The sequence below is a fragment of the Aquimarina sp. MMG015 genome (assembly GCF_018100855.1).
Classification (GTDB): domain Bacteria; phylum Bacteroidota; class Bacteroidia; order Flavobacteriales; family Flavobacteriaceae; genus Aquimarina; species Aquimarina latercula.
Window position 1 is genome coordinate 184,637 of sequence record NZ_JAGJEB010000008.1, and the last position, 23,266, is coordinate 207,902.

Here is a 23,266-nt window from a genome sequence, read left to right on the forward strand (position 1 = left end):
AAATTTAATTCTACATTAAAAATAAGTAGCGTATTTCTGAGCAGTATTATTTAAAAACATCGGCAAAATACACATAAACAAGATTAAATGCAATTTTTTTTACACATTTAACACTATTTACGAGTGATTAAGACTACAACAAGAAAGTTAAAACCGTAATTCAACCCTTTTGTAATTAGAATAAGGTAGTTCCGTCAGAAGAATGGTTCGGTAAATTAAGCTTTGTATTTAATCTATTATTTATTAGTTCTATAAAAAATTTAGAAAGCAGAGGTGACTCTTTTTCTATGTTTTGATGAACAAAAAAATGAATATCTTCAATCCCTTGATTTTTCCATGTTTTCAGTCTAGTCACCCACTCCTCCAGCCTAGTGTAATCTGTTTCATGATTTGCTCCTACGTATCTAATAAAAGCTTCCTTATTAGTTAATCTCATATGCAATAAATCTCTCCTTCCTGCTGAGTCTGTAATTATATTCGATACATTAGAACTCTCTAACAAATCATACAATTCGCTTGCGACCACCTCATCATTAAACCAATCTGTATGTCTAAACTCTATAGCTAATGATAATTCCTTTGGCCATTTTTCGACAAAACGTATAACTCTTTCAAAATACTTAGGAGCAAAATTACTATGCATTTGCAAAAAGATTGTTCCTAGTTTTTCTTTTAAATGAACCGCATTTGCTACATATTGATCTACATAAGGCTGGACATCTTCATTAAGTCTCTTAAGATGCGATATATTTTGTACAAGTTTTGGAAAAAACTTAAACCCTTCAGGTGTTTTATCATACCACTTCTTGAATTGATCTTCAGAAAAGATTCTATAAAAAGTAGCATTTAATTCAATACAATTAAACTGTCTAGAATAGTAAAATAATTCATCTTTTGTACCTCTAGGGTAAAAACCTTTTAAATCTTGTTTATTCCACTTAGCGCAACCAACATATACAGAAACATCATTACTTCCTCCTTTCTGTAAAACTTTTAAAGTATCCTGATGATCCTCTGGCAATACAAAGTTTATACTTTCTGGGCGTTCTACTTTACCAAATTTCATAATATTTATTTAAAAAGTTTACTGTAAATAGTGTAACAAAAATAGGATTCGAATGACTAACTATGCAGTAACAATAATAAAAAATTTAACAATGAATACTTTGAAATCATTAATTGTAGTACTAATTATAGCAATTATTACTCCCACACAGGCACAAACTGCTGATGAAATTATCGATACATATTTAGAAAATACCGGAGGTAAGGAAAACTGGAAAAAGCTTACTGGTACTAAAATGGTAGCCCAAGTAAACCAAGGAGGAATGGTTATACCTGTAACTATATATTCTGGAAACAAAGGTGAACAAGCCGTAGTTATTGAGTTACAAGGTAAAACAATCACTCAATTTGCTTTTGATGGCGAAACAATGTGGTCCACGAACTTTATGACCATGAAAGCAGAAAAAAGTGACAAGGAAACTACCGATAACATGAAATTATCAACAAATGATTTTCCAAACGCTTTTATAGATTATAAAGAAAAAGGGTATACGGTAGAATATTTAGGTAAAGAAACAAAAGAAGGTACTGAAACCTTCAAAATTCAATTAACAACTGAGCCTGTATCTCTAAATGGTGTAGAGTCTCCAAGTATTAGCTACTACTACTTTGAAACTGAAAACTATGTACCTATTATGATTGAAACAACTCAAGGCGCTAATAAAACTACTGTTACTATGAGTGACTACCAGGAAGTGGATGGTCTTTACTTCCCTTTCTCTATGTCTCAAGGCCCACAGCCTATTGAAATCAAAGAGATTGTACTAAATCCTGAAATAGAATCTAGTTTATTCGCTTTTCCTGCAGAGAAATAAAAAACATACTTTTATAAAAAAGCCTCATCTAAGTTTGAGGCTTTTTTTTAATCACACAAACAACTATTATGCAACAATACATTAAAATCTTATGCTGCTTATTATGTATAAACATGAGCTTAGAAGCACAAGAAATATCATTAAAAGGGAAAGAACTTTTTGGTGATATTAAAGCACGTCATATAGGCCCTGCCTTAATGAGTGGAAGAATTATTGATCTAGAAGCACACCCTACTAACGCTAGAGTAATCTATGCCGGAACAGCTGGTGGTGGAGTATGGAGAACATCCAATGGAGGTGCAACATTTAATCCCATTTTTGACGAACACGCTCAATCCATTGGAGCTGTAGCCGTTGATCCAAACGATCCAGACAAAACTATATGGGTCGGGACCGGAGAAATATGGACAAGAAATAGTGTTTCTATTGGAGATGGACTTTATAAAACCACTAACGGAGGAGACACTTGGAATAAAATTGGTTTTGAAAAATCCGAGCGCATTAGTAGTATTGTGATCAATCCAAAAAACTCAAAAGAAGTTTATGTTGGTGTACTAGGAGCTTTATGGGGGGATAGTGATGAACGTGGTGTATACAAAACCACTGATGGCGGCGAGACTTGGAAAAAAATACTATATACCAATACATCTACAGGTATTTCTGATCTTTTAATGGATCCAAACGATCCGAATACTCTTTATGCTTCTATGTGGGAATTTAGAAGAACTGGATGGTCTTTTAACTCCGGAGGTGCTAACAGTGCATTATATAAATCCATAGATGGTGGAAAAAACTGGAATAAAATTCATTCAGGTTTTCCTGAAGGAAATTTAGGTAGAATTGGTATTGCAGTGGCTCCATCTAATACAAAAATATTATACGCAGCGATTGAAAGTGAAGATGATAAAAGTAAAGGGTTATATAGATCTGACGATGCTGGAAAAAATTGGAAGCAATTAAATAATGATTTTGAATTAGTAGTAAGACCATTTTATTTTTCTCGTCTTGTCGTTGACCCAAAAAACCCTGAAACTATTGTAAAAGGTGGTTTTCTTGGAGCTATTTCTAAAGATGGAGGAAAAACCTTTAAAAATCTTGGAAACATGCACGCTGATATTCATGATATTCTTTTTGATATCAATGATAGTGATAGAATGTATGCAGGAACAGATGGAGGAGTATACAGAAGTTGGGATGGTGGCGCAACTATGGAAATAGTAGAAAATCTTCCTGTATCACAATTTTATCAAATTAGTTTAGACAACGCAGAGCCATACAATATATATGGTGGATTACAAGATAATGGTTCTTGGTATGGTCCTTCCTCTTCTCCTGGAGGAATCGAAGCTAGAGATTGGAAAAGAATTGGTTATGGAGATGGCTTTAGAGTATTAAAGCACCCTACAAAACCTATTATATATTCTGAAATGCAAGGAGCTCAAAACGTATGGAGAATAAATACTGAGAAAAACACCACTAAAAATGTAGAACCAATACCTGATGGTGACGAAGAACTACGTTTTAATTGGAATGCTCCAATGGCTATTAGTGCTCACAAACCAGATCGTTTTTATATGGGGAGCCAATACCTTCATAAATCTGAAGATATGGGTAATAACTGGACAAAAATATCTCCAGACCTAACAACTAATGACCTTACTAAACAAGATAAAGAATCTGGAGGTCTTTCTAAAGATAAGTCAGGAGCAGAAACACACACAACCATTTTTACCATAGCCGAATCTCCAGTGAACGAAAATGTAATTTGGGTTGGAACTGATGATGGAAATGTACAAGTCACTACAGATGGTGGGAAAAACTGGACAAATACCGTTAGTAATATTCCTAATTTACCTGCCAACACTTGGGTATATCATATAGAAGCAAGTGTTCATAATGCAGGAACTGCATACGCAGTTTTTGATGGACATACTTCTGGAGACATGAATACATATGTATACAAAACATCCGATTATGGAAAAAACTGGAAATCTATTGCAACCGATGATATTATAGGTTTTGCCAGAAATATTCAAGAAGACTATGAACAAGAAGATTTATTGTTCGTAGGAACAGAATTTGGACTATTTGTTACTATTAATGGTGGCAAAAATTGGGCTAGATTCACTAATAATATGCCAGCAACTGCAGTACATTTTATAGATCTTCATAAAAAAACGAATGATCTTGTTTTAGGTACTCATGGAAGAGGTGTAATAATATTGGACGACATTTCTTCTTTACGTCAGATCAATCAAGAAGTATTGGCTAAAAATGTACATTTTTTCAACACTAAACCTGGAATTATAAAAGAAAATAATGGGTTTGGAGGAGGAAGCACAGAAACTCAGTTCGTAGGACAGAACCCAAGTAGCAATCTAAAAATTATGTACTATCTAAAAAAGAGACATACTTTTGGAAAAATGAGCATGGAAATTCAGGATCTAAATGGAAATAAAATCACTGATTTACCTCCAGGAAAAGCCAAAGGAATTAATATAGTTCGATGGAATTACAGAAGTATCTCTCCAAAATCTGCATCAGGTAAAACATTTTCAATAGGAGCTGCTCCAAGAGTTGCTGCTGGTAAATACAAGGTAGTACTCACAAAAGGTAAAAACACCTATGAACATACTATAGATGTTGAACAAGATAAAAATTCGGAAGTGACTGAAGCTGAAAGAAAATCGCAACGTAAAACTTCTAAAGAACTTTATGTTATGATAGAAGATTTAGCTTATTTAGTTCATGAAATTGATCAAACAGTAAAAAAAGCCAAATCAATTGAAGAAAAATCTTCAAAAATTGCGACACCTGTTATCAAAGAATTAACTGAATTAAAAGAGTCTTTGGTTATTACTACAGGAGATAATTATGTTCAGGAAGCAGAACCGGAATTGCGAGAAAAGATTTCTAATCTATATAATGCAGTAACAAATAATTTTGAAAAACCGTCAAGTGCTCAATTAAACAATCAAAAAACACTGAATGAGAAATTAAAAAAAGCAATTGTAGATTTTCAAAAGATAAAGGATAAAAGAATATCTAAACTTGTGAAATATCTAGAGAAAAATGAAATTGCGCCCATAGATATTAAATCAAAAGCAGAATTCCTTAAAAAATAAATTTCAAAAAAGTAAGGCTTCCATTTAGGAAGTCTTATTTTTTTTGAATAAAACCTAAACATTATTTCTATTCATAAGAAAATGTTCATAACTGGTTTAAAACTCTGGTAAGTGTTCTGAAATTTAGATGAAACAATTCTGTATTTTTAGTAAACACTCTTTATTATGGAAAACAGGGAATCAAATTTATTGGCTATACGGCCACAAATTTTAAATGCAAGAGTTTCTGAAAACATGTCAAATGACGAGCAATTTCAAAACAAAACAATTAGACCAATCATTAAATTACAAAATGAATTATTAATTGAAGTGTTTAGAAATTATATCAAAAAAAGAAAAAATACTTTTTTTGAGCTTTCTATAGAAAAACGACTATTATTTATTGAGAATGCTGTTCAAAAGGACATGAAATTCAGAAACAGTTTAAAAGGAATGATTATTGGACAATTTACAGTAGATGAGTATCTCATATACATTGAAAATTCGTCATCCCTAAACAAAAGAATGATGAATATCGTTAGAGAACGTTTACAAAGTAATATTCAATTATTAGACAAACCGATTACGACATATTAAGCAATATGTGTTATTCTAATAAAAAAAGCGGATCAAAATTTTGATCCGCTTTTTTTATTATTTAAAATACTTTAGTGAAGCCTAGTTTCCGCCTTCTAAAGCTTTTAATTTATTTTTCATATCATCCGCTTTAGGATCATCTAGTTGATAGAAAATCTGCATTAACGTACGAACAGCTTCTACATTATCAGGTTTTGATTGTAGAGCTCCTTCCAAATAAGGAACAGCTTCTCTATATAAATCTTGCTTTTGCTTTTTAAGAACATCAAATCTTTTATAATCTGCATTAGATCCACCAAGACTATTCATTTCTTCATTAAGAGCAGTTTCGCCACTTAAAATAATAGCAGCAATATTTATTTGAGCAGAAGAATAATCAGGCTTGATCTCTAAAGCTTTCTTATAATACGTAATTGCTTGTTCATTATCTCCTAATCGTGATGCACTTACACCTAAATTATATAATAAATTAGGGTTCTCTGGATCGTTTGCAACTATCGCCTGCATTAACTCTTGGTATTTTTCCAAATTACCTAGTTTGTAAAACATATTAGCCTCTTCTTGCATTAAAGCTGGATCATTAGGATTTTGAGCCTTAGCAGCCTCCATTGCTTTAATAGCCTCTTCATCTTTACCTTGAGTAATATAAATAAGAGCTATATTTTTAGTTATTTCAGCTTGTCTTGATTTCGTTTTAGAAACTTCTGGTTTGATATGCGTTCCTGCTTTTACAGAAAAATCTCTTAATTCTTTTGAATCAAATGGATCTACTTCTCCTGTCTCTTTATTAGTTGCCGTAAAACGTTCTTCAACTCCTTTGTAACCAATTTCAATTAATTCATTGTAATACTTAAGAGCTGTATCATAATCCTTACCATTTACTGCATTAGAAGCAGCAAAATATAAATAAGACGTATCACTCTTTTTTGTTTTATACCCTAAATACAATTTATCAGCGGCATCTTTATTCTTACCTGCTTTCTGATCCGCTACCGCTTGCTCTACTAAAGACTGGCGCAAAGCCTGTATTCCTGTATTAGCTTGAGTAGTATATTTTTTACTACCTGAAGCTTCTTCAATTTCCAATACTTTCGTATAAGCATTGGCTGCCTGCTCAATCTTATCTAAAGACTTATCGGATGATGCCGAAGAAACCTGTCCTTTTAGGAAATAATATTGTGCTTTCTGCTTATCATCTGCAGCTTCTAATTGCCCTTCAGCAGCTTTTAATGCATCACTGGCAACTTCTAGATCACCAGATTTTAATGCTTTTTTAGCCGCATTTAGTGCTTTCTTTTGTGAAAATCCAATAGCACTGATAGTTAAAAAAAATGCTACGACAAATTTAGTTTTCATTACTTTTGTTTTTACGGGATTCTTTTTATTCTTCTTCTTCTGTTTTATCAATAGTTGTGCCATCATTAGCATCACTATTATTTTGCAAAGATATATCAATTTCTTCAATATTTTCATCAATATCTTCAACATCGTCCTCTTCGTGCATAACTTTCGCTACCGCAGCAATAGAATCTTTGCCTTTTAGGTTAATAAGACGAACTCCTTGTGTTGCACGCCCCATAACCCTAAGATCTTCTACAGAAAGTCGTATAGCAATACCTGATTTATTTATAATCATCAGATCATCAGAGTCCGTAACATTTTTAATTGCTACTAATTCTCCAGTTTTATCCGTAACAGATATCGTTTTTACTCCTTTTCCTCCTCTATTAGTGATTCTGTAGTCTTCTAATTTAGAACGCTTTCCATATCCGTTTTCAGAAACAACTAAAATGTTACTTTCCATATCATTTACAGCAACCATTCCAATTACCTCATCTTTATCATCAGCTAAGCGTATTCCTCTTACACCAGAAGCACCACGACCCATTGGTCTAGTTTTTTCTTCTTCGAAACGAATTGCTTTTCCGGATTTAACAGCTAACATAACTTGACTTTTACCATCAGTTAATTTAGCTTCTAATAGTTCATCATTATCCTTAATAGTAATAGCGTTAATACCATTTGTACGTGGTCTAGAATATTGTTCTAAAGAAGTCTTTTTTACCTGACCTTTTTTAGTTGCCATTATTACATAATGAGAATTAATATATTCCTCATCTTTTAAGTCCTGTGTACAAATAAATGCTTTTACTTTATCATCATTTTCTATATTGATAAGATTTTGTATTGCTCTACCTTTTGAAGTCTTACTTCCTTCTGGTATTTCGTATACTCTCATCCAGAAACATTTTCCTTTTTGAGTAAAAAACAGCATATACTGATGATTTGTACCAACAAATAAATGCTCTAAGAAGTCTTCATTACGAGTTGTACTTCCTTTCTGACCAACTCCTCCTCTATTCTGTTTTTTATACTCTGTTAGAGATGTCCTTTTAATATATCCTGCATGAGAAATAGTTATAACTACTTTCTCATTAGGAATCATATCCTCTATACTTAGATCACCACCAGCATATTCTATTTGAGAACGACGTGCATCACCATACTTATCTTTAACCTCAAGAAGTTCTTCTTTAATGATATCCATTCGACGATCCTTTTTATCAAGAATATCCTTAAGATCTTCAATTGTTTTCATTAACTCATCATACTCCGCTCTTAATTTATCTTGCTCCAGACCTGTTAACTGACGTAGACGCATCTCTACAATCGCTTTTGCCTGAATTTCTGATAATTTAAATCTAGTAATAAGCTTTTCTCTAGCCTCTTCTGCATTAGAAGATGCTCTTATTAATTTAATTACTTCATCAATATTATCTGATGCTATAATTAATCCTTCTAGAATATGTGCTCTTTCTTCTGCCTTTCTTAATTCATATCTCGTTCTTCGCACGACAACTTCATGTCTATGCTCTACAAAATGATGAATCATTTCTTTTACGTTCAACAACTGAGGTCTTCCTTTTACCAGTGCGATATTATTAACACTAAAAGAAGATTGTAATGCTGTATACTTATAAAGAAGATTAAGAACAATATTAGGTATCGCATCTCTTTTTAAAATATAAACGATACGCATTCCTTTTCTATCAGACTCATCTCTAATAGTTGAGATACCGTCTATTTTCTTATCATTTACAAGATCGGCAGTTTTCTTAATCATATCTGCCTTATTCACCTGATAAGGAATTTCAGATACAATAATACACTCTCTTCCATTAACCTCTTCAAAACTAGCTTTGGCACGCATTACTATTCTACCTCTACCTGTTTTAAAAGCTTCTCTTACACCATCATAACCATAAATTATACCTCCTGTAGGAAAATCAGGAGCCTTAATATGCTGTATAAGTTCATCTATTTCAATATCATTATTATTGATATATTCAATAGTTCCATCTACAACTTCGCTTAAATTATGAGGAGGCATGTTAGTTGCCATACCTACAGCAATACCTGATGCTCCATTAATTAACAATCCCGGAACCCTACTTGGTAATACTGTTGGTTCCTGTAGTGTATCATCAAAATTAAATGTATGATCTACAGTATCTTTTTCGATATCAGCAAGCATATCTTCCGAAATCTTACGCATTCTTGCTTCTGTATATCGCATTGCTGCTGGACTATCTCCATCTACAGAACCAAAGTTACCTTGACCATCAACCAACATATAACGTAAACTCCACTCTTGAGCCATACGTACCATAGTATCATATACGGAAGTATCACCATGTGGGTGATATTTTCCAAGAACTTCTCCTACAATTCTCGCTGATTTCTTATGAGCACTACTAGCTTTAACGCCTAACTCATACATACCATATAGAACTCTCCTATGCACTGGCTTAAGACCATCTCTAACATCAGGAAGTGCACGTGATACAATCACCGACATCGAATAATCGATGTACGCAGACTTCATTTCATCCTCTATATTGATAGGTATTAGCTTTTCTCCTTCTGCCATAAAAATTATTTTATTCTAAAATTGATTTTATTTAACGCGCTAATTTAAGTAAATTAAGACGGTTTTAACAGGCAATACCCTTCCTAATATACGTAATTTATTAACAACTTAAACGACCAATTTGGTTAATAAGTCTATAAATATAGATTTTGATTATTAATGCATTTTTTGTCTATTTACTCAAAAATCTGAATACCCAAGATTATATTTACTAAATTTCGAGGGAGATTTTAATTTTATTTTTAGACTTACTGAAAATATGACATTAAGGGCTATTATGTCAGCTTTCCTGTTAATGATGGTTAAAAGGAATAGTTTTTGTCAGTTTAATTTTAAAAAATTACTATATTTAGTAATAAAGAAATACAGAAAAAGAAAGAAACTAATTATATGGATGATAATTTTTCACCAAGAGTCAAAGATGTAATTGCATACAGTAAAGAAGAAGCACTTCGTTTAGGGCACGACTTTATTGGTACAGAACATCTTATGTTGGGACTATTACGTGATGGAAGTGGAAAAGCAATTAGTATACTTGATGCGTTAGATATTGATTTAACAAATTTGAGAAGAAAAGTTGAAATTCTCAGCCCCGCAAATCCTAATGTAGCAGTTGCTACAAATGAAAAAAAGAATTTACACCTAACTAGACAAGCAGAAAGAGCCCTTAAAACAACTTTTTTAGAAGCAAAATTGTTTCAGAGCTCTTCTATTAATACTGCACATCTATTACTGTGCATTTTACGTAACGAAAACGATCCAACTACCAAACTTTTAAACAAGCTTAAGGTAGATTATGATAATGTTAAAGATCAATTTAAATTTATGATTGCTAACGAAGAAGAATTTATAGAAAACCCAAAAGCCGAATCATTTTCTGATGATGATGATATGGCTGGAGACACTTCAAAAGAGAATCCATTTAATTCTCCAACTGGTGGTGCTAAAACTAACAAAAAATCTAAGACTCCTGTATTAGACAATTTCGGAAGAGATTTAACTGCAATGGCAGAAGAAGGGAAACTAGATCCAGTTGTTGGAAGAACAAAAGAAATAGAACGTGTTTCTCAAATATTAAGTAGAAGAAAGAAAAACAATCCTCTACTAATTGGAGAACCTGGAGTTGGAAAATCTGCTATAGCGGAAGGTTTAGCTCTAAGAATCGTTAAAAGAAAAGTTTCTAGGATTTTATTTGACAAAAGAGTTGTTACTTTAGATCTAGCTAGTTTAGTAGCTGGAACAAAATACAGAGGACAATTCGAGGAACGAATGAAAGCTGTAATGAATGAGTTAGAAAAGAATGATGATATTATTCTTTTCATTGATGAAATTCATACCATTGTAGGTGCCGGTGGAGCAACTGGTAGTTTAGATGCCTCTAACATGTTTAAACCTGCCTTAGCTAGAGGTGAAATTCAATGTATTGGTGCTACTACATTAGATGAGTACAGACAATATATTGAAAAAGATGGTGCATTAGAAAGACGTTTTCAAAAGGTTATAGTTGAACCAACTAACATTGAGGAAACTATAGAAATCCTAAACAACATCAAAGAAAAATATGAAGAACATCATAATGTAAGTTATACTGATGAAGCAATTCAAGCATGTGTAAAGCTTACCAATAGATATATGACTGATCGGTTTTTACCGGACAAAGCCATAGATGCTTTGGATGAAGCTGGATCTAGAGTTCATATTACAAATATTGATGTTCCTAAGAAAATCTTGGATTTAGAGAAAAAGCTTGAAGAAGTACGGGAGTTAAAAAATAGCGTAGTCAAAAAGCAGAAATATGAAGAAGCTGCTAAATTAAGAGATGATGAAAAAAATCTTGAAAAAGAATTAAGTCAAGCTCAAGAGCAATGGGAAAAAGATTCTAAACTACATAAAGAAACTGTAGACGAAGAAAATGTTGCTGATGTAGTTTCTATGATGACAGGAATCCCAGTTAATAGAATCGCTCAAACCGAAAGCAATAAACTTGCCGAACTACCAAATCTTATAAAAGGCAAAGTCATCGGTCAAGACGAAGCTGTATCTAAGGTAGTTAAAGCAATACAACGTAATAGAGCAGGGCTTAAAGATCCTAATAAACCTATTGGATCCTTTATATTTCTAGGCCAAACTGGTGTTGGAAAAACGCAATTAGCCAAGGTACTCGCAAGAGAACTTTTTGACAGTGAAGATACGCTAATACGTATTGACATGAGTGAATATATGGAAAAGTTTGCGGTCTCTAGATTAATAGGAGCACCTCCAGGATATGTGGGTTATGAAGAAGGTGGACAACTTACCGAAAAAGTAAGAAGAAAACCGTACGCTGTTATTCTATTAGATGAAATTGAAAAAGCACATCCTGACGTATTCAACATGATGCTCCAAGTATTAGATGACGGATACCTAACAGATAGCCTTGGTCGAAAAATTGATTTCAGAAATGCGATCATTATAATGACTTCTAATATTGGTGCACGTAAACTAAAAGATTTTGGACAAGGTGTTGGTTTTGGGACTAGTGCCAAGAAGACTCAATCAGATAGTTACGCCAAAGGAGTTATTGAGAATGCTTTAAAGAAAGCTTTTGCTCCAGAATTCCTGAATAGAGTTGATGATGTTATTGTATTCAACGCGCTTGAACGTGAGGATATCCATAAAATTATTGACATAGAATTAGAAAAACTTTACGGAAGAATTAAAGGTCTTGGATATGATCTATCTCTAAGTGAAAAAGCTAAGGATTATATTACGGAAAAAGGATTTGACAAACAATATGGAGCAAGACCATTAAAAAGAGCTATTCAAAAATATATTGAAGACGCTTTAGCTGAGGAAATTATTAGCGCTCAGCTACAAGAAGGAGACAGTATATTTATGGATCTTGATGATGATTCCAATGAATTGACTATAAAAATAAAGAAAGCTGAAGAGTCGACAGAATCTTAGGTTACAATTAAAAATTATTTATAAAAAAAACTCTGGTATAATAGATATATCAGAGTTTTTTTTATGAATAATTACAACATAGCTAACTAACTTCTATCAAACAAAATCAATTAAAAAACCAGCACGTTCTTAAGGAGATACAAGAAGTTCACCTGAAGAACAAATTAGAAACAAAATGACAAGGGAAAAATCCCAAATAAAATTAAAAAACACTTACTTTTTAATTTCTGAAAATATATATTTGCTCTACCTAAAAAATACCCCAAAATGATTACTTCCTATTTATTGGATTTTGGTCTTATAGAAATATTCGAAGACTATATAAAGGTTACTATAAACGAAGGCGTAACAGTATCACCAGAGCACAACGATGTTCTTTTAGAAATGGTAGAAAAACACTATAAGAACAAAGCTTTCTTGTACTTAACACATCGAATCAATTCTTATTCAGTAAATCCTACCATATACCTAGAAACTGCTAAAATTGAAAACTTAATCGGTTTCGCAGTTGTGTCAGATAACCCCATTCAAATAAAACAAACAAAACTTGAAAAAGCCTTCTTCAGTAAAGAGCTTAGACGTTTTGATGATATAGAATCTGCGCTACAATGGAAAAATGAATTACTAGATAAATACGAAAAATCATTTTACTAAAATTTCCCCGAAGATACATTGGGTAGTTAAATTTTAATTTTTAAAAACAATACTTTTATTGTAACTTAATGGAAAATTAACCATACTTAAATAATAGTATCGTTTTACCTAAAATGTCAAAACACTATGATTTAGGTTTCGCTTTGGTGGAAATCCGGGAAGATTATTTAAAAAACACCATTTCAGAAGGGTTTTTAGTTATGCCAAGACATAACAAACTACTATTGGAATTTGTAACAAAATACTTCAAGGATAAACCGTTTGTGTATATTTCTAACAGAGTTAACACATACGCAGTTGACCCCACAGTTTACCATGAAACTACCAAGATAGATACCCTTGTTGGTATTGCAGTGGTATCTAAAAATCATAGACAAAAAAAATTAACAGAACTCGAAAGTAAATTTTTCGAAAAGAAACTGAAGTATTTCTCCAGTATCGACAATGCTTTAGAGTGGAAAAATGAAATATTAAAAAAGGAATAAATTTTATTAAATACTTTTATCCTTGTTAAACCCAACATCTAAACTCCCCCAATGATTAGATCATATAATTTAGATTTTTGTAAACTGGATATTTATCATAACTACATGATTGCGGTTATGAATGAAGGAATAGTGGTATGTACTTTAAAAAATTCAATTCTCATTAAAATAGCAGAGAAACATTTTAAAAAAACACCTTTTGTTTATATAACCCATAGAGTTCATTCCTATGCTGTAGACCCTATTATTTATATAAAAACTGCCGAAGTCACCAATCTTATGGGGTTTGCAGTTGTATCCAATGATCCAAAACAAAAGACACTAACTAGTTACGAAAAGTCTTTTTTTAAAAAAGATTTTAAACAATTTGAAAATTTAGAATCTGCACTAACTTGGAAAGATGAAATTCTAGGACAAAAAAAAGAAGATCTACTATTAATAAACCAACAAAAAAAGAGCACCAATTAAAACAATTGATGCTCTTTTTAACATAAAACTTTTTTCTACTTTGCAATATTAACTGCCCTAGTCTCTCTGATCACAGTAATTTTTACTTGACCAGGATATGTCATATCTGTTTGTATTTTTTGAGAAATTTCAAATGATAAACTAGCCGCTCTTTCGTCATTCACTTTCTCACTTTCAACAATAACTCTTAGCTCTCTACCAGCTTGAATAGCATATGCTTTTTTAACTCCATTAAATCCAAACGCTATATCTTCTAAATCTTTCAGTCTTTGTATATAAGAATCTAAAACCTGACGACGCGCTCCAGGCCTTGCTCCGCTAATTGCATCACAAACCTGAACTATTGGAGAAATAAGTGCATTCATTTCTATTTCATCATGGTGTGCCCCTATTGCATTACACACATCTGGTTTCTCTCCATACTTCTCTGCCCACTGCATTCCTAAAATAGCATGTGGAACTTCTGTTTCCGTATCTGGAACTTTACCTATATCATGTAACAACCCAGCCCTTTTAGCTAATTTAGGGTTTAGACCTAACTCAGAAGCCATTACTCCACATAGTTTGGCAACCTCTCTTGAATGTTGTAAAAGATTTTGACCATAAGAAGAACGATACTTCATTCTACCCACTGTTTTAATCAGTTCTGGATGCAACCCATGAATACCGAGATCAATAACGGTTCTTTTACCGACTTCTATAATCTCTTCATCAATTTGTTTTCTAGTCTTCTTTACTATTTCCTCAATACGTGCCGGATGTATTCTACCATCCGTTACTAATTTATGAAGTGAAAGACGTGCTACTTCTCGTCTTACAGAATCAAAACAAGATAATATAATAGCTTCTGGAGTATCATCTACTATGATTTCTACACCTGTAGCAGCTTCTATTGCTCTAATATTTCTTCCTTCTCGTCCAATAATTCGACCTTTTACATCATCACTCTCAATATTAAATACAGAAACACAATTTTCTACAGCTTCCTCTGTTCCAATTCGTTGAATAGTATTTATTATTACTTTTTTAGCCTCTTGTTGTGCAGTAAGCTTAGCTTCTTCAATAGTATCCTGAATCAGAGCCATAGAATCAGTTTTTGCTTGCTCTTTTAAAGACTCTACAAGTTGATCCTTAGCTTCTTCTGCAGACAATCCAGATATCACTTCTAATTGCTGCACCTGACTTTTATGAAGTTTCTTCAATTCACTTTGCTTCTTTTCAAGGTAATCATTACGATGATTATAATCCTTAACCTTCTGGTCCAATTCGGCATTAAGCTTCTTACCTTTAGATAATTCATTAGAAACCTGGGATTCTTTATCCCTTGTTCTTTTTTCTGCCTCAGCCATCTTTTTATCTCGAGACAGAATCACTTTTTCGTGCTCAGATTTTAATTCGATAAACTTTTCTTTAGCCTGAAGTATTTTATCTTTCTTAATTGTCTCTCCTTCACTCTTTGCCTCTCTTATAATACTTTGAGAAGTTTTCTTAGCGCTTTTGATAATTTCTGAAGCTTTATTGCGCTCTAATACCTTAGCAATGACAAAGCCAATCACTAATCCCGCAACTGCCGCAATAATCAAAAATATAATATTATCCATAATCCTAGTTAGTGTTTATATATAAAAAAAGCCTGCACTAGTTTGGGTTTTGTATAAACTCTGTAAAAACAGGTTTAGGGCTAACAAGCTGATCAAGGATCCGTGAAACTGAAAAATCAGCACGGCTTGCTTTTACAACTTAAACTCACCCTTTTTAAAATAATTCTTGTTGAGTTTATCAAAAAATAATAACTAGTGCAGGCAGTAACCTTATTTATTTTAATGAACGTCTAAGATAGATGATCTTGTAACAAATCATTTAAAGCACCTAATCTGCCCAAAACATTTATTTCATCACTATCTTTATCTATAACCTTTTGTTCTACTTGTGCAGCAAACTGTAAAGCGCACATCGCCAATACATCTTGCTTATCTCTCACCGCATAACTTTGCTCAAACTGTTTAATCATGGCCTCAATCTTTTTAGCTGCCTTACGTAACCCCTCTTCTTGATCAGGATTTATCGTTAATGGATATACTCTATCCGCAACCGAAAGTTTGATTTTTAATTTATCCGCCATAGTATTAATTACTCTGATAACTGCGCTATACACACATCTATCTCCCTTATTAAGGCATTTATCTTGAGCTTGGTTTCCCTTTTGTATTTATCACTGCCCAGCATCGCATTTGCATTTTTGAGTGCACTGAATTTCTCTTCCCATTGTTTTAATTGATCAACTTGGAGTTCAGAATTTTCTTCTAAATTCTTTATCTTTCCCTTCAGATCGGCATTTTGCTGCTTAAGTAAATCATACTTATGAAGCAACTTACTTATCCTATTCTCAAGAGAATCAACAATTTCAATTAAATCACTCATTATAATTTTACGCAATACTTCGTTACACAAAGTTAACATACCAATTGAAAAAACCCAATAGTTTTTAAACTAATTTTATAGCAACAATATCTAGTCAATCAAGTAATTCGTTTATAGCCTTTTAGTTTTTAATTAAACATCACTTTAATTTTAATGTCTAAATATTTACATTTACCTTCTATGCGAGTTATTATATTATTTTTAATCTTCAATTTTACGATTGGATATTGCCAAAAAGACATTCCAACTGATTATTTCATCAACCCTCTAGACATCCCACTTGCTGTTTCGGGTACTTATGGAGAACTAAGATCTAATCACTTTCACTCTGGTTTAGATTTAAAAACTGAAGGTCAAGAGGGATTAAAAGTATATGCTGCAGCAACGGGAAATGTTACCAGAATAAAGATTTCTCATTTTGGATACGGAAAAGCTATTTATATAGCGCATCCTAATGGATATACTACAGTGTATGCGCACTTACAAAAATTCTCCCCAGAAATAGAAGCTTACATAAAAAAAAGACAGTACGCTAAAGAATCCTATGAAATAGAACTTTTTCCTAAAGCAGGTACACTATCTGTAAAAAAAGGTGATGTGCTGGCATTTAGTGGAAATACTGGTGGTAGTGGTGGACCACATTTGCATTTTGAAATAAGAGATGCTAAAGCAAGACCTATGAACCCAATGTCCTTTGGTATTGACATAAAAGATACCAAAAAACCAACAATCAATGGTGTATGGGTTTACAGTTTAGACGACACTTCGCACTCCAATGGAAACCAACAACCAACTAAATTAAGGTTAATACCTATGGATAATGGTGATTTTAAGGCTGAAGGAATAAAAGCTTTAGGAAAAATAGGGATTGGTGTCTCTACAATAGATCAACAAAATCTAGCTGCCAATAAAAATGGAGTTTATAAGATAACAACAGAATTAAATGGGCAAGAAAACTTTTCCATGGAAATGAAACGATTTTCTTTTTCTGAAACTCGTTATATCAATCGCTTAATTGATTATAAGCACTACAAAAAGAATCGAAGTAGAATAACCAAACTTTTTATTGAAAAAAACAATCCACTTTCCATCTATAAAAATGTAACAAATAAAGGTTTTTTTACTATTGAAGATAGCTTATCATACACATTAAAAGTCTTCGTTAAAGATTTCAAAAACAATACAACAGAAATTAGCATTCCGGTAAAAGGAGAACAGATAGATCACATCACCAAAGAAGAGATTATCAAAACTCCTCATCTTGTGAAACCAACAGAAAATTTTACGTATAACTCTGGGATTTTTGACCTATATATTCCAAAAGGTAGTTTGTACGAAAAAGCGTATTTAGATATTGAGACTAATGGTGATACCATAAAAATTCATGAAGATGAAATTCCATTACATAAAAATATGACTATTGTTTTTGATGTCACCAATTATAGTCCAGCTGATAAGAAGAAATTATATATTGGAAGATTAGGATACAACAACAAACATTACCACGTTAGAACAAACAAAAAAAATAATCGTTTTTCTACTAGAACTAGAACATTAGGTAGCTACTCCTTATTTACAGATCTAGAAAAACCAACAATCGTTCCTATAAATGTGGCCAATAAAAAATGGATGTCTAAAGCGAATTTTTTAAAAATTAAAATTGATGATACCGATTCTGGTATCAAAAGTTACAGAGCTACCATTAACGGAAAGTTCATTTTAATGGAATACGATTACAAAACAGGAATGCTTATTTATAATTTTGAAGATAAAATAATTTCAGAAACAGAAAATAAATTTAAACTTATTGTGTTAGATAAAGTAGGAAATAATACTACATTTGAAACAATATTCTTTAGAAAACCATAAACAGATATACTCTTTGAAAAATCTCCTCTTTATTTTTGTTTTTTTTCTAGTCTCTTTTAATCAATATATATTAGCACAAGACGCAATTGTTAAGGGTGTGGTTTTGGACGAATCCAACCAACCAATATCTGGTGCCAATGTATCTTTTGAAAATTCTGGAACTAGAACAGACAAAAACGGTGTATACATCTTAAACATACCCTCTAATCAAGATATTACCATTAAAATAAGTCACGTAGGGCTAAAGGACATTACGTTTACTATAAACCTAAAAGAAAATCAGACTTACGAGTTAAATCCAATATTAAAAACAGATATTGAACAAATTAGTGAGGTGGTTATTTCCGGTCGAGAACGAAAAATAGTAGAAGGTATTACTACTTTAGATCCAGAGACCATACGCATCACCCCTTCTGCTAATGCAGGAGTTGAAGGCTTACTAAAAACCTTACCAGGAGTAAGTTCTAATAATGAATTGAGTACTCAATATGCTGTAAGAGGAGGAAATTTTGATGAAAACCTAGTATATGTTAATGAGATAGAAGTATACAGACCTTTTTTGATACGATCTGGACAGCAAGAAGGTTTAAGTTTTGTAAATACCGATTTGGTTAGAAATGTAGATTTCTCTGCAGGAGGTTTTCAAGCAAAATATGGAGATAAACTTTCTTCTGTATTAGATATCACCTATCGCAGACCAACACGGTTTGACTTATCAGCTAATCTAAGTTTATTGGGTGGTAGCATATCTGCAGGAGGAATTACAAAAGATAAAAAATTCGCTGGAGTCGTTGGAGTAAGATATCGAGACAATAGTCTACTCGTAGATGCTAGACAAACGGAAACCAATTTTAGACCAAGATTTGCGGATGTTCAGACATATCTTTCATATAATTTTTCTAAAAAGTTTGAGCTTGGTTTTTTAGGTAATATTGCAATAAACAGATATGATTACGAACCACTAACACGTCAAACTAATTTTGGACCTATCACAGACCCTATTGCCTTAACGGTTTTTTATGACGGGCAAGAAGAAGATCGTTATGAAACATATTTTGGTGCTTTAAAAGGAACATATAGGGCAAATGACAATTTAACTTTAAAATTAATTGGTTCCGCTTATCACACCCAAGAGCAAGAACACTTTGATATTTTTGCAGCATATTTCTTAGGTTCTGTCAACACTGATATTGGTGGAGAGGACCTAGGCGAAGTAGAATTTAGCGAAGGTGTTGGCTCACAATTAACACACGCAAGAAATGACCTTGATGCTTTAATTTTCAACCTAGAACATAAAGGAACCTATACTGCCGATGAACATCAGTTTGATTGGGGAATAAAATACACTTCTGAAGATATCAGAGATCGAATTCAGGAATATGAAGTTATTGATTCGGCAGGTTTTTCAATTCGTCCTCCTGGGACTTTTGTAAATGATCAACCCTACAATCCTAATGCTAGCCCTATAGTCCCTTTTACGAGTGTAAGAGCAACTAATATGGTAAATATCGATAGATTTTCTGGATTTGCTCAATATAGCTTAAGAACAAACATAAAAGAGCATGAAATCTGGGCAAATGTTGGTGTAAGAGCACATAATTGGAATGTCTCTGGGGATGGTATAAGTAGTTCTTCTCAAACAGTATTTAGCCCAAGAGCACAAGTTGCCATTAAACCAGACTGGAAATCAGACATGATATTTCGTCTTTCTGGAGGATGGTATCATCAACCACCTTTTTATAGAGAATTAAGAGATCTTCAAGGAACTGTTCAACCTAATGTAAAAGCGCAACAATCTATACATATTGTTGCTGGAAATGATTATAGTTTTAATATGTGGGATCGTCCTTTTAAGCTTACTACAGAATTATACTATAAAAAACTTACTGATGTAAATTCATATACCATCGAAAATGTTAGAATTAGATATCGTGCTAATAATAACGCAGAGGCATATGCTGCAGGATTTGATCTTAGGTTAAATGGAGAATTTGTTCCTGGAACTGAAAGTTGGTTTAGTTTAGGTCTTCTAAAGACGGAAGAAAATCTTGACAATAGAGGGTATATTGATCGACCAACGGATCAGAGAGTAAAAATAGGAGCTTTATTTCAGGATTATGTACCAACAATTCCTAACCTAAAAATGTACCTTAATTTAGTATACCAAACTGGTGTACCTGGCGGGTCTCCTTCTAATGCAGATCCATATGAATTTCAGACTAGATTGCGAGATTACAGAAGGGCTGATTTAGGAATCTCATATATAGTTGTGGATCAAAAAATAAGACGTAAAGAAGGGAGTTTCTTTAATAAATTTAGAGAATTGAATGTCGGATTCGAAATTTTCAATCTTTTTGACAACCTTAACTCTATTACCAATACTTTTGTAAGAGATGCAGCTTCTCAGCGTCAATTTGCTATTCCTAACTTTTTAACTCAGAGGGTTTTTAACGTACGATTAGGGATGAAGTTTTAAAACAAATTTTACAACAATTCTCGAATAAAATGAATACAACATTAATAGCAAGTATATTTTTACTTTTTTCTAATTACTTTTTGACCGCTCAAACATTCGAAATAGGTTATAAAGAATATTATTCGTTAGCTGGACACGGATTAGATATCGTAAGAGAAGAAATTAATAACAGTAAGAAAAAAATCACCCCGGACTTCATATTGCGTTATAGAGATGGAGAATCTATTTATATCAAAACAGAAGATTTACCATTATATGATAAACTAAATGTTTCTGATCACAACAAAGATTCAAAATTAGAAAGAGTTTCTTCAAGATATAAAAACCATAAAACAAGAGAACTGCTATTGGACTACAAAAATTACAGGGGGTTATTATACGGAAAAGATATTCTAGTAAAAGATTCTTTACCTAATTATAAATGGAAGTTATCAGAAAAAACACAAAACATTTTTGGTTTTAATTGTAAATCAGCTGAGACGATTAACGAATATGGAAAAAAGGTTTTAGTTTGGTTCACCAATGAAGTTCCAATCAAAGCAGGCCCTAGAAGTTACTGGGGGCTTCCAGGTCTTATTGTTCAGGTAGAGATTGGTAACCAATTATTAATATTCACAACTTATACTAATCAGCTTAATACCAAACCACCAATTCGTAAACCATCTCAAGAAAATATTCTAAATAAAGAAGATTTTATATTATTAAAAGAAAAACTAGAACGTCCGAGAACAGTAAAACTTAAAGACGGCAGAGAAGTAATTATCAATAAAGAAAACTAACAAAAGAATAATTTTAGATGATTTTTTTTAACAAAAATTTAAGCAAACCACACAGCAACATTTAGGGAATATTCTGCATTATTAAGTAAAAAAGAACTCCCAATGCATTTAAAATTTGGGGATTCTAGTAATTTTATTAAAAATTTTATTCACATAAAAGTTATTAAAAAACAATAGTTTTAAGGTTATTAGTAAAACTTCTCAGAAATCAATTAATAGTGGTAGTAACAGAAATTCTTGTGAAGAAGCAACCTCTTTAGATGGTAAATTATACTTATGTATTGGTTGGGTGCCTCAATGGAATATTTGTGCCCCAGGATCTCCTTTATAGTAGTTTAAAACAAAAAAGGAACGTAATACTACGCTCCTTTTTCATATTTAATATTATTAACTTTCCAAAAACTCTTTCAGTACACTAATCACATAATCCACTTCTTCTTTTGTATTATATCTGGAAAAAGAGAATCTAACGGAAGGTTTCTGCATATCCTCTTCAGAAAGTATTTCGGCAAGTACATGTGATCCTTTTCCACTTCCACTCTGGCAAGCACTACCTTTAGAACAAGCTATTCCTTTAATATCTAACTGAAACAACAAAATACCGGCTTTTTCTTGTGATATAGGTAAACAAACATTAATGAGGGTATAAGTACTATGATCTAAATCACAACAATTAGCATTAAACTTAACTCCTTTTATCTGATCCTTTAATTGATCTACAAAGTATTGTTTTAGATCAGAAATATATGCTTTCTCTTCATCCATATGTGCATACGCTAATCTCAAAGCCTCATCCATTCCAGCTATGTTATGCACTCCTTCTGTTCCACCGCGATAGCCACGCTCCTGCTCTCCTCCATAAATCAATGGTTTAAGCCCTGAATTCTTTTTAATATATGCAAAACCAACTCCTTTAGGACCATGAAATTTATGCGCGCTTACTGCAGTAAAATCTACCTGAAGATCACCTAGATTTACATCTAAATGCCCAATAGATTGTACCATATCACTATGAAAAAGCGCTTCGTGTTCCTTACATAAACCACCTACTCTATTAATATCTAAAATTGTTCCAACCTCATTGTTCACATGCATCAAACTAACTAATGTTTTTTCAGAAGCATTAGCCAATAAGCTCTCCAAGTGTTTATAATCTATTGATCCATCAGACGTAATATCTACGTAACTAACTGCAATCTCAGCATGTGCTTGTATCTCTTGAACAGTATGCAAAACTGCATGATGTTCAATCTTAGAAGTAATAATATGTTTTACATTTAAATCTCTTACCGCACTGTTCAAAGCAAGATTATCCGCTTCTGTTCCTCCAGAAGTAAATATAATTTCAGAAGCTTTCACTCCTAAATATTTAGCTATATTCTTACGAGCCTGCTCAATATGATTTTTTGCAGACCTACCAAATCCGTGAGTAGAAGAAGGGTTACCATAATCTTCTCTTAATACAGTAGTCATTTTATCAATTACTTCTGAACGCAACTGTGTAGTTGCTGCACTATCGAAATAAACCTTTTGCATTAAATATAAAAATTTAGTTGATGATTGGCGAAAAAATACAATAATCACAGTAACAGAGTACTCATTTTATTATATCCTTATTATAACACCGCAAATCTAATTCAAATAAAATTATTTTCC

Annotated in this window: 17 protein-coding genes and 1 other RNA gene; 10 read left to right on the forward strand and 8 right to left on the reverse strand. The window is 32.5% G+C overall.

Annotated features, from left to right (window positions below):
• Nucleotides 1-175: 175 nt before the first annotated feature.
• Nucleotides 176-1,066 (reverse strand): DUF72 domain-containing protein, encoded by an 891-nt coding sequence (locus J8L88_RS16530; RefSeq protein WP_211061305.1) that lies wholly within the window; start codon nt 1,064-1,066, stop codon nt 176-178.
• Between the two features lie 91 nt (nt 1,067-1,157).
• Between J8L88_RS16530 and J8L88_RS16535 the strand changes: the two genes are divergently transcribed.
• From J8L88_RS16535 to J8L88_RS16545, 3 genes are all read left to right on the forward strand, one after another.
• The gene (locus J8L88_RS16535; RefSeq protein WP_118386563.1) at nt 1,158-1,880 is read left to right on the forward strand and encodes an outer membrane lipoprotein-sorting protein; all 723 of its coding nucleotides are present in this window, start codon (nt 1,158-1,160) and stop codon (nt 1,878-1,880) included.
• A 113-nt stretch (nt 1,881-1,993) separates the two neighbouring features.
• Complete coding sequence (locus J8L88_RS16540) at nt 1,994-5,005, forward strand: hypothetical protein (RefSeq protein WP_240337549.1); 3,012 nt, start codon at nt 1,994-1,996, stop codon at nt 5,003-5,005.
• A 165-nt stretch (nt 5,006-5,170) separates the two neighbouring features.
• Complete coding sequence (locus tag J8L88_RS16545) at nt 5,171-5,581, forward strand: hypothetical protein (RefSeq protein ID WP_027392920.1); 411 nt, start codon at nt 5,171-5,173, stop codon at nt 5,579-5,581.
• An 81-nt stretch (nt 5,582-5,662) separates the two neighbouring features.
• Here the strand turns inward: J8L88_RS16545 and J8L88_RS16550 are convergent, their stop codons facing one another.
• Together J8L88_RS16550 and gyrA are read right to left on the reverse strand one after the other, a co-directional pair.
• The gene (locus J8L88_RS16550; RefSeq protein WP_211061306.1) at nt 5,663-6,937 is read right to left on the reverse strand and encodes a tetratricopeptide repeat protein; all 1,275 of its coding nucleotides are present in this window, start codon (nt 6,935-6,937) and stop codon (nt 5,663-5,665) included.
• Between the two features lie 25 nt (nt 6,938-6,962).
• Entirely contained in the window at nt 6,963-9,512 is a 2,550-nt protein-coding gene (gene gyrA, locus J8L88_RS16555; RefSeq protein WP_027392922.1) for a DNA gyrase subunit A, read from the reverse strand.
• Nucleotides 9,513-9,902: 390 nt separating this feature from the next.
• Between gyrA and J8L88_RS16560 the strand changes: the two genes are divergently transcribed.
• The 4 genes from J8L88_RS16560 to J8L88_RS16575 all read left to right on the forward strand — a co-directional run bounded on the left by J8L88_RS16560 (nt 9,903) and on the right by J8L88_RS16575 (nt 14,065).
• Nucleotides 9,903-12,458, forward strand: coding sequence for an ATP-dependent Clp protease ATP-binding subunit (locus J8L88_RS16560; RefSeq protein WP_027392923.1), 2,556 nt, complete (start codon nt 9,903-9,905; stop codon nt 12,456-12,458).
• Nucleotides 12,459-12,725: 267 nt separating this feature from the next.
• Nucleotides 12,726-13,112 carry an STAS/SEC14 domain-containing protein gene (locus tag J8L88_RS16565; protein ID WP_027392924.1) on the forward strand — a complete coding sequence of 129 codons (387 nt, stop codon included), beginning with the start codon at nt 12,726-12,728 and terminating at the stop codon, nt 13,110-13,112.
• A 113-nt stretch (nt 13,113-13,225) separates the two neighbouring features.
• Entirely contained in the window at nt 13,226-13,597 is a 372-nt protein-coding gene (locus J8L88_RS16570; protein WP_027392925.1) for an STAS/SEC14 domain-containing protein, read from the forward strand.
• Nucleotides 13,598-13,648: 51 nt separating this feature from the next.
• Nucleotides 13,649-14,065: a hypothetical protein gene (locus tag J8L88_RS16575; protein ID WP_211061307.1), complete on the forward strand. Its 417-nt coding sequence runs from the start codon at nt 13,649-13,651 to the stop codon at nt 14,063-14,065.
• 35 nt (nt 14,066-14,100) lie between these two features.
• On the opposite strand, the gene rny is transcribed toward J8L88_RS16575, so the two are convergent.
• The 4 genes from rny to J8L88_RS16595 form a co-directional block, all read right to left on the reverse strand.
• Entirely contained in the window at nt 14,101-15,666 is a 1,566-nt protein-coding gene (rny, locus tag J8L88_RS16580; RefSeq protein ID WP_027392926.1) for a ribonuclease Y, read from the reverse strand.
• A 55-nt stretch (nt 15,667-15,721) separates the two neighbouring features.
• Nucleotides 15,722-15,841, reverse strand: a non-coding RNA gene (gene ssrS / locus J8L88_RS16585) — 6S RNA.
• Nucleotides 15,842-15,896: 55 nt separating this feature from the next.
• Nucleotides 15,897-16,187 (reverse strand): cell division protein ZapA, encoded by a 291-nt coding sequence (locus tag J8L88_RS16590; protein ID WP_027392927.1) that lies wholly within the window; start codon nt 16,185-16,187, stop codon nt 15,897-15,899.
• An 8-nt stretch (nt 16,188-16,195) separates the two neighbouring features.
• Nucleotides 16,196-16,486 (reverse strand): hypothetical protein, encoded by a 291-nt coding sequence (locus J8L88_RS16595; RefSeq protein WP_027392928.1) that lies wholly within the window; start codon nt 16,484-16,486, stop codon nt 16,196-16,198.
• Between the two features lie 153 nt (nt 16,487-16,639).
• Here J8L88_RS16595 and J8L88_RS16600 point away from each other — a divergent pair, with 153 nt between their 5' ends.
• The 3 genes from J8L88_RS16600 to J8L88_RS16610 are packed head-to-tail and all read left to right on the forward strand — an operon-like array spanning nt 16,640 to nt 21,610.
• Entirely contained in the window at nt 16,640-18,355 is a 1,716-nt protein-coding gene (locus J8L88_RS16600; RefSeq protein ID WP_240337550.1) for a M23 family metallopeptidase, read from the forward strand.
• 13 nt (nt 18,356-18,368) lie between these two features.
• Complete coding sequence (locus tag J8L88_RS16605; protein WP_211061308.1) at nt 18,369-20,831, forward strand: TonB-dependent receptor; 2,463 nt, start codon at nt 18,369-18,371, stop codon at nt 20,829-20,831.
• A gap of 29 nt (nt 20,832-20,860) precedes the next feature.
• Nucleotides 20,861-21,610: a GLPGLI family protein gene (locus J8L88_RS16610; RefSeq protein WP_118386566.1), complete on the forward strand. Its 750-nt coding sequence runs from the start codon at nt 20,861-20,863 to the stop codon at nt 21,608-21,610.
• 387 nt (nt 21,611-21,997) lie between these two features.
• On the opposite strand, the gene J8L88_RS16615 is transcribed toward J8L88_RS16610, so the two are convergent.
• The gene (locus J8L88_RS16615; RefSeq protein ID WP_211061309.1) at nt 21,998-23,146 is read right to left on the reverse strand and encodes a cysteine desulfurase family protein; all 1,149 of its coding nucleotides are present in this window, start codon (nt 23,144-23,146) and stop codon (nt 21,998-22,000) included.
• Nucleotides 23,147-23,266: the final 120 nt, after the last annotated feature.

Excerpts from the sequence above, each read along its gene's own strand:
- J8L88_RS16530 (WP_211061305.1), bottom strand. The coding sequence starts at position 1,066 with ATGAAATTTGGTAAAGTAGAACGCCCAGAAAGTATAAACTTTGTATTG.
- J8L88_RS16535 (WP_118386563.1), top strand. The coding sequence starts at position 1,158 with ATGAATACTTTGAAATCATTAATTGTAGTACTAATTATAGCAATTATT.
- J8L88_RS16540 (WP_240337549.1), top strand. The coding sequence starts at position 1,994 with ATGAGCTTAGAAGCACAAGAAATATCATTAAAAGGGAAAGAACTTTTT.
- J8L88_RS16545 (WP_027392920.1), top strand. The coding sequence starts at position 5,171 with ATGGAAAACAGGGAATCAAATTTATTGGCTATACGGCCACAAATTTTA.
- J8L88_RS16550 (WP_211061306.1), bottom strand. The coding sequence starts at position 6,937 with ATGAAAACTAAATTTGTCGTAGCATTTTTTTTAACTATCAGTGCTATT.
- gyrA (WP_027392922.1), bottom strand. The coding sequence starts at position 9,512 with ATGGCAGAAGGAGAAAAGCTAATACCTATCAATATAGAGGATGAAATG.
- J8L88_RS16560 (WP_027392923.1), top strand. The coding sequence starts at position 9,903 with ATGGATGATAATTTTTCACCAAGAGTCAAAGATGTAATTGCATACAGT.
- J8L88_RS16565 (WP_027392924.1), top strand. The coding sequence starts at position 12,726 with ATGATTACTTCCTATTTATTGGATTTTGGTCTTATAGAAATATTCGAA.
- J8L88_RS16570 (WP_027392925.1), top strand. The coding sequence starts at position 13,226 with ATGTCAAAACACTATGATTTAGGTTTCGCTTTGGTGGAAATCCGGGAA.
- J8L88_RS16575 (WP_211061307.1), top strand. The coding sequence starts at position 13,649 with ATGATTAGATCATATAATTTAGATTTTTGTAAACTGGATATTTATCAT.
- rny (WP_027392926.1), bottom strand. The coding sequence starts at position 15,666 with ATGGATAATATTATATTTTTGATTATTGCGGCAGTTGCGGGATTAGTG.
- J8L88_RS16590 (WP_027392927.1), bottom strand. The coding sequence starts at position 16,187 with ATGGCGGATAAATTAAAAATCAAACTTTCGGTTGCGGATAGAGTATAT.
- J8L88_RS16595 (WP_027392928.1), bottom strand. The coding sequence starts at position 16,486 with ATGAGTGATTTAATTGAAATTGTTGATTCTCTTGAGAATAGGATAAGT.
- J8L88_RS16600 (WP_240337550.1), top strand. The coding sequence starts at position 16,640 with ATGTCTAAATATTTACATTTACCTTCTATGCGAGTTATTATATTATTT.
- J8L88_RS16610 (WP_118386566.1), top strand. The coding sequence starts at position 20,861 with ATGAATACAACATTAATAGCAAGTATATTTTTACTTTTTTCTAATTAC.
- J8L88_RS16615 (WP_211061309.1), bottom strand. The coding sequence starts at position 23,146 with ATGCAAAAGGTTTATTTCGATAGTGCAGCAACTACACAGTTGCGTTCA.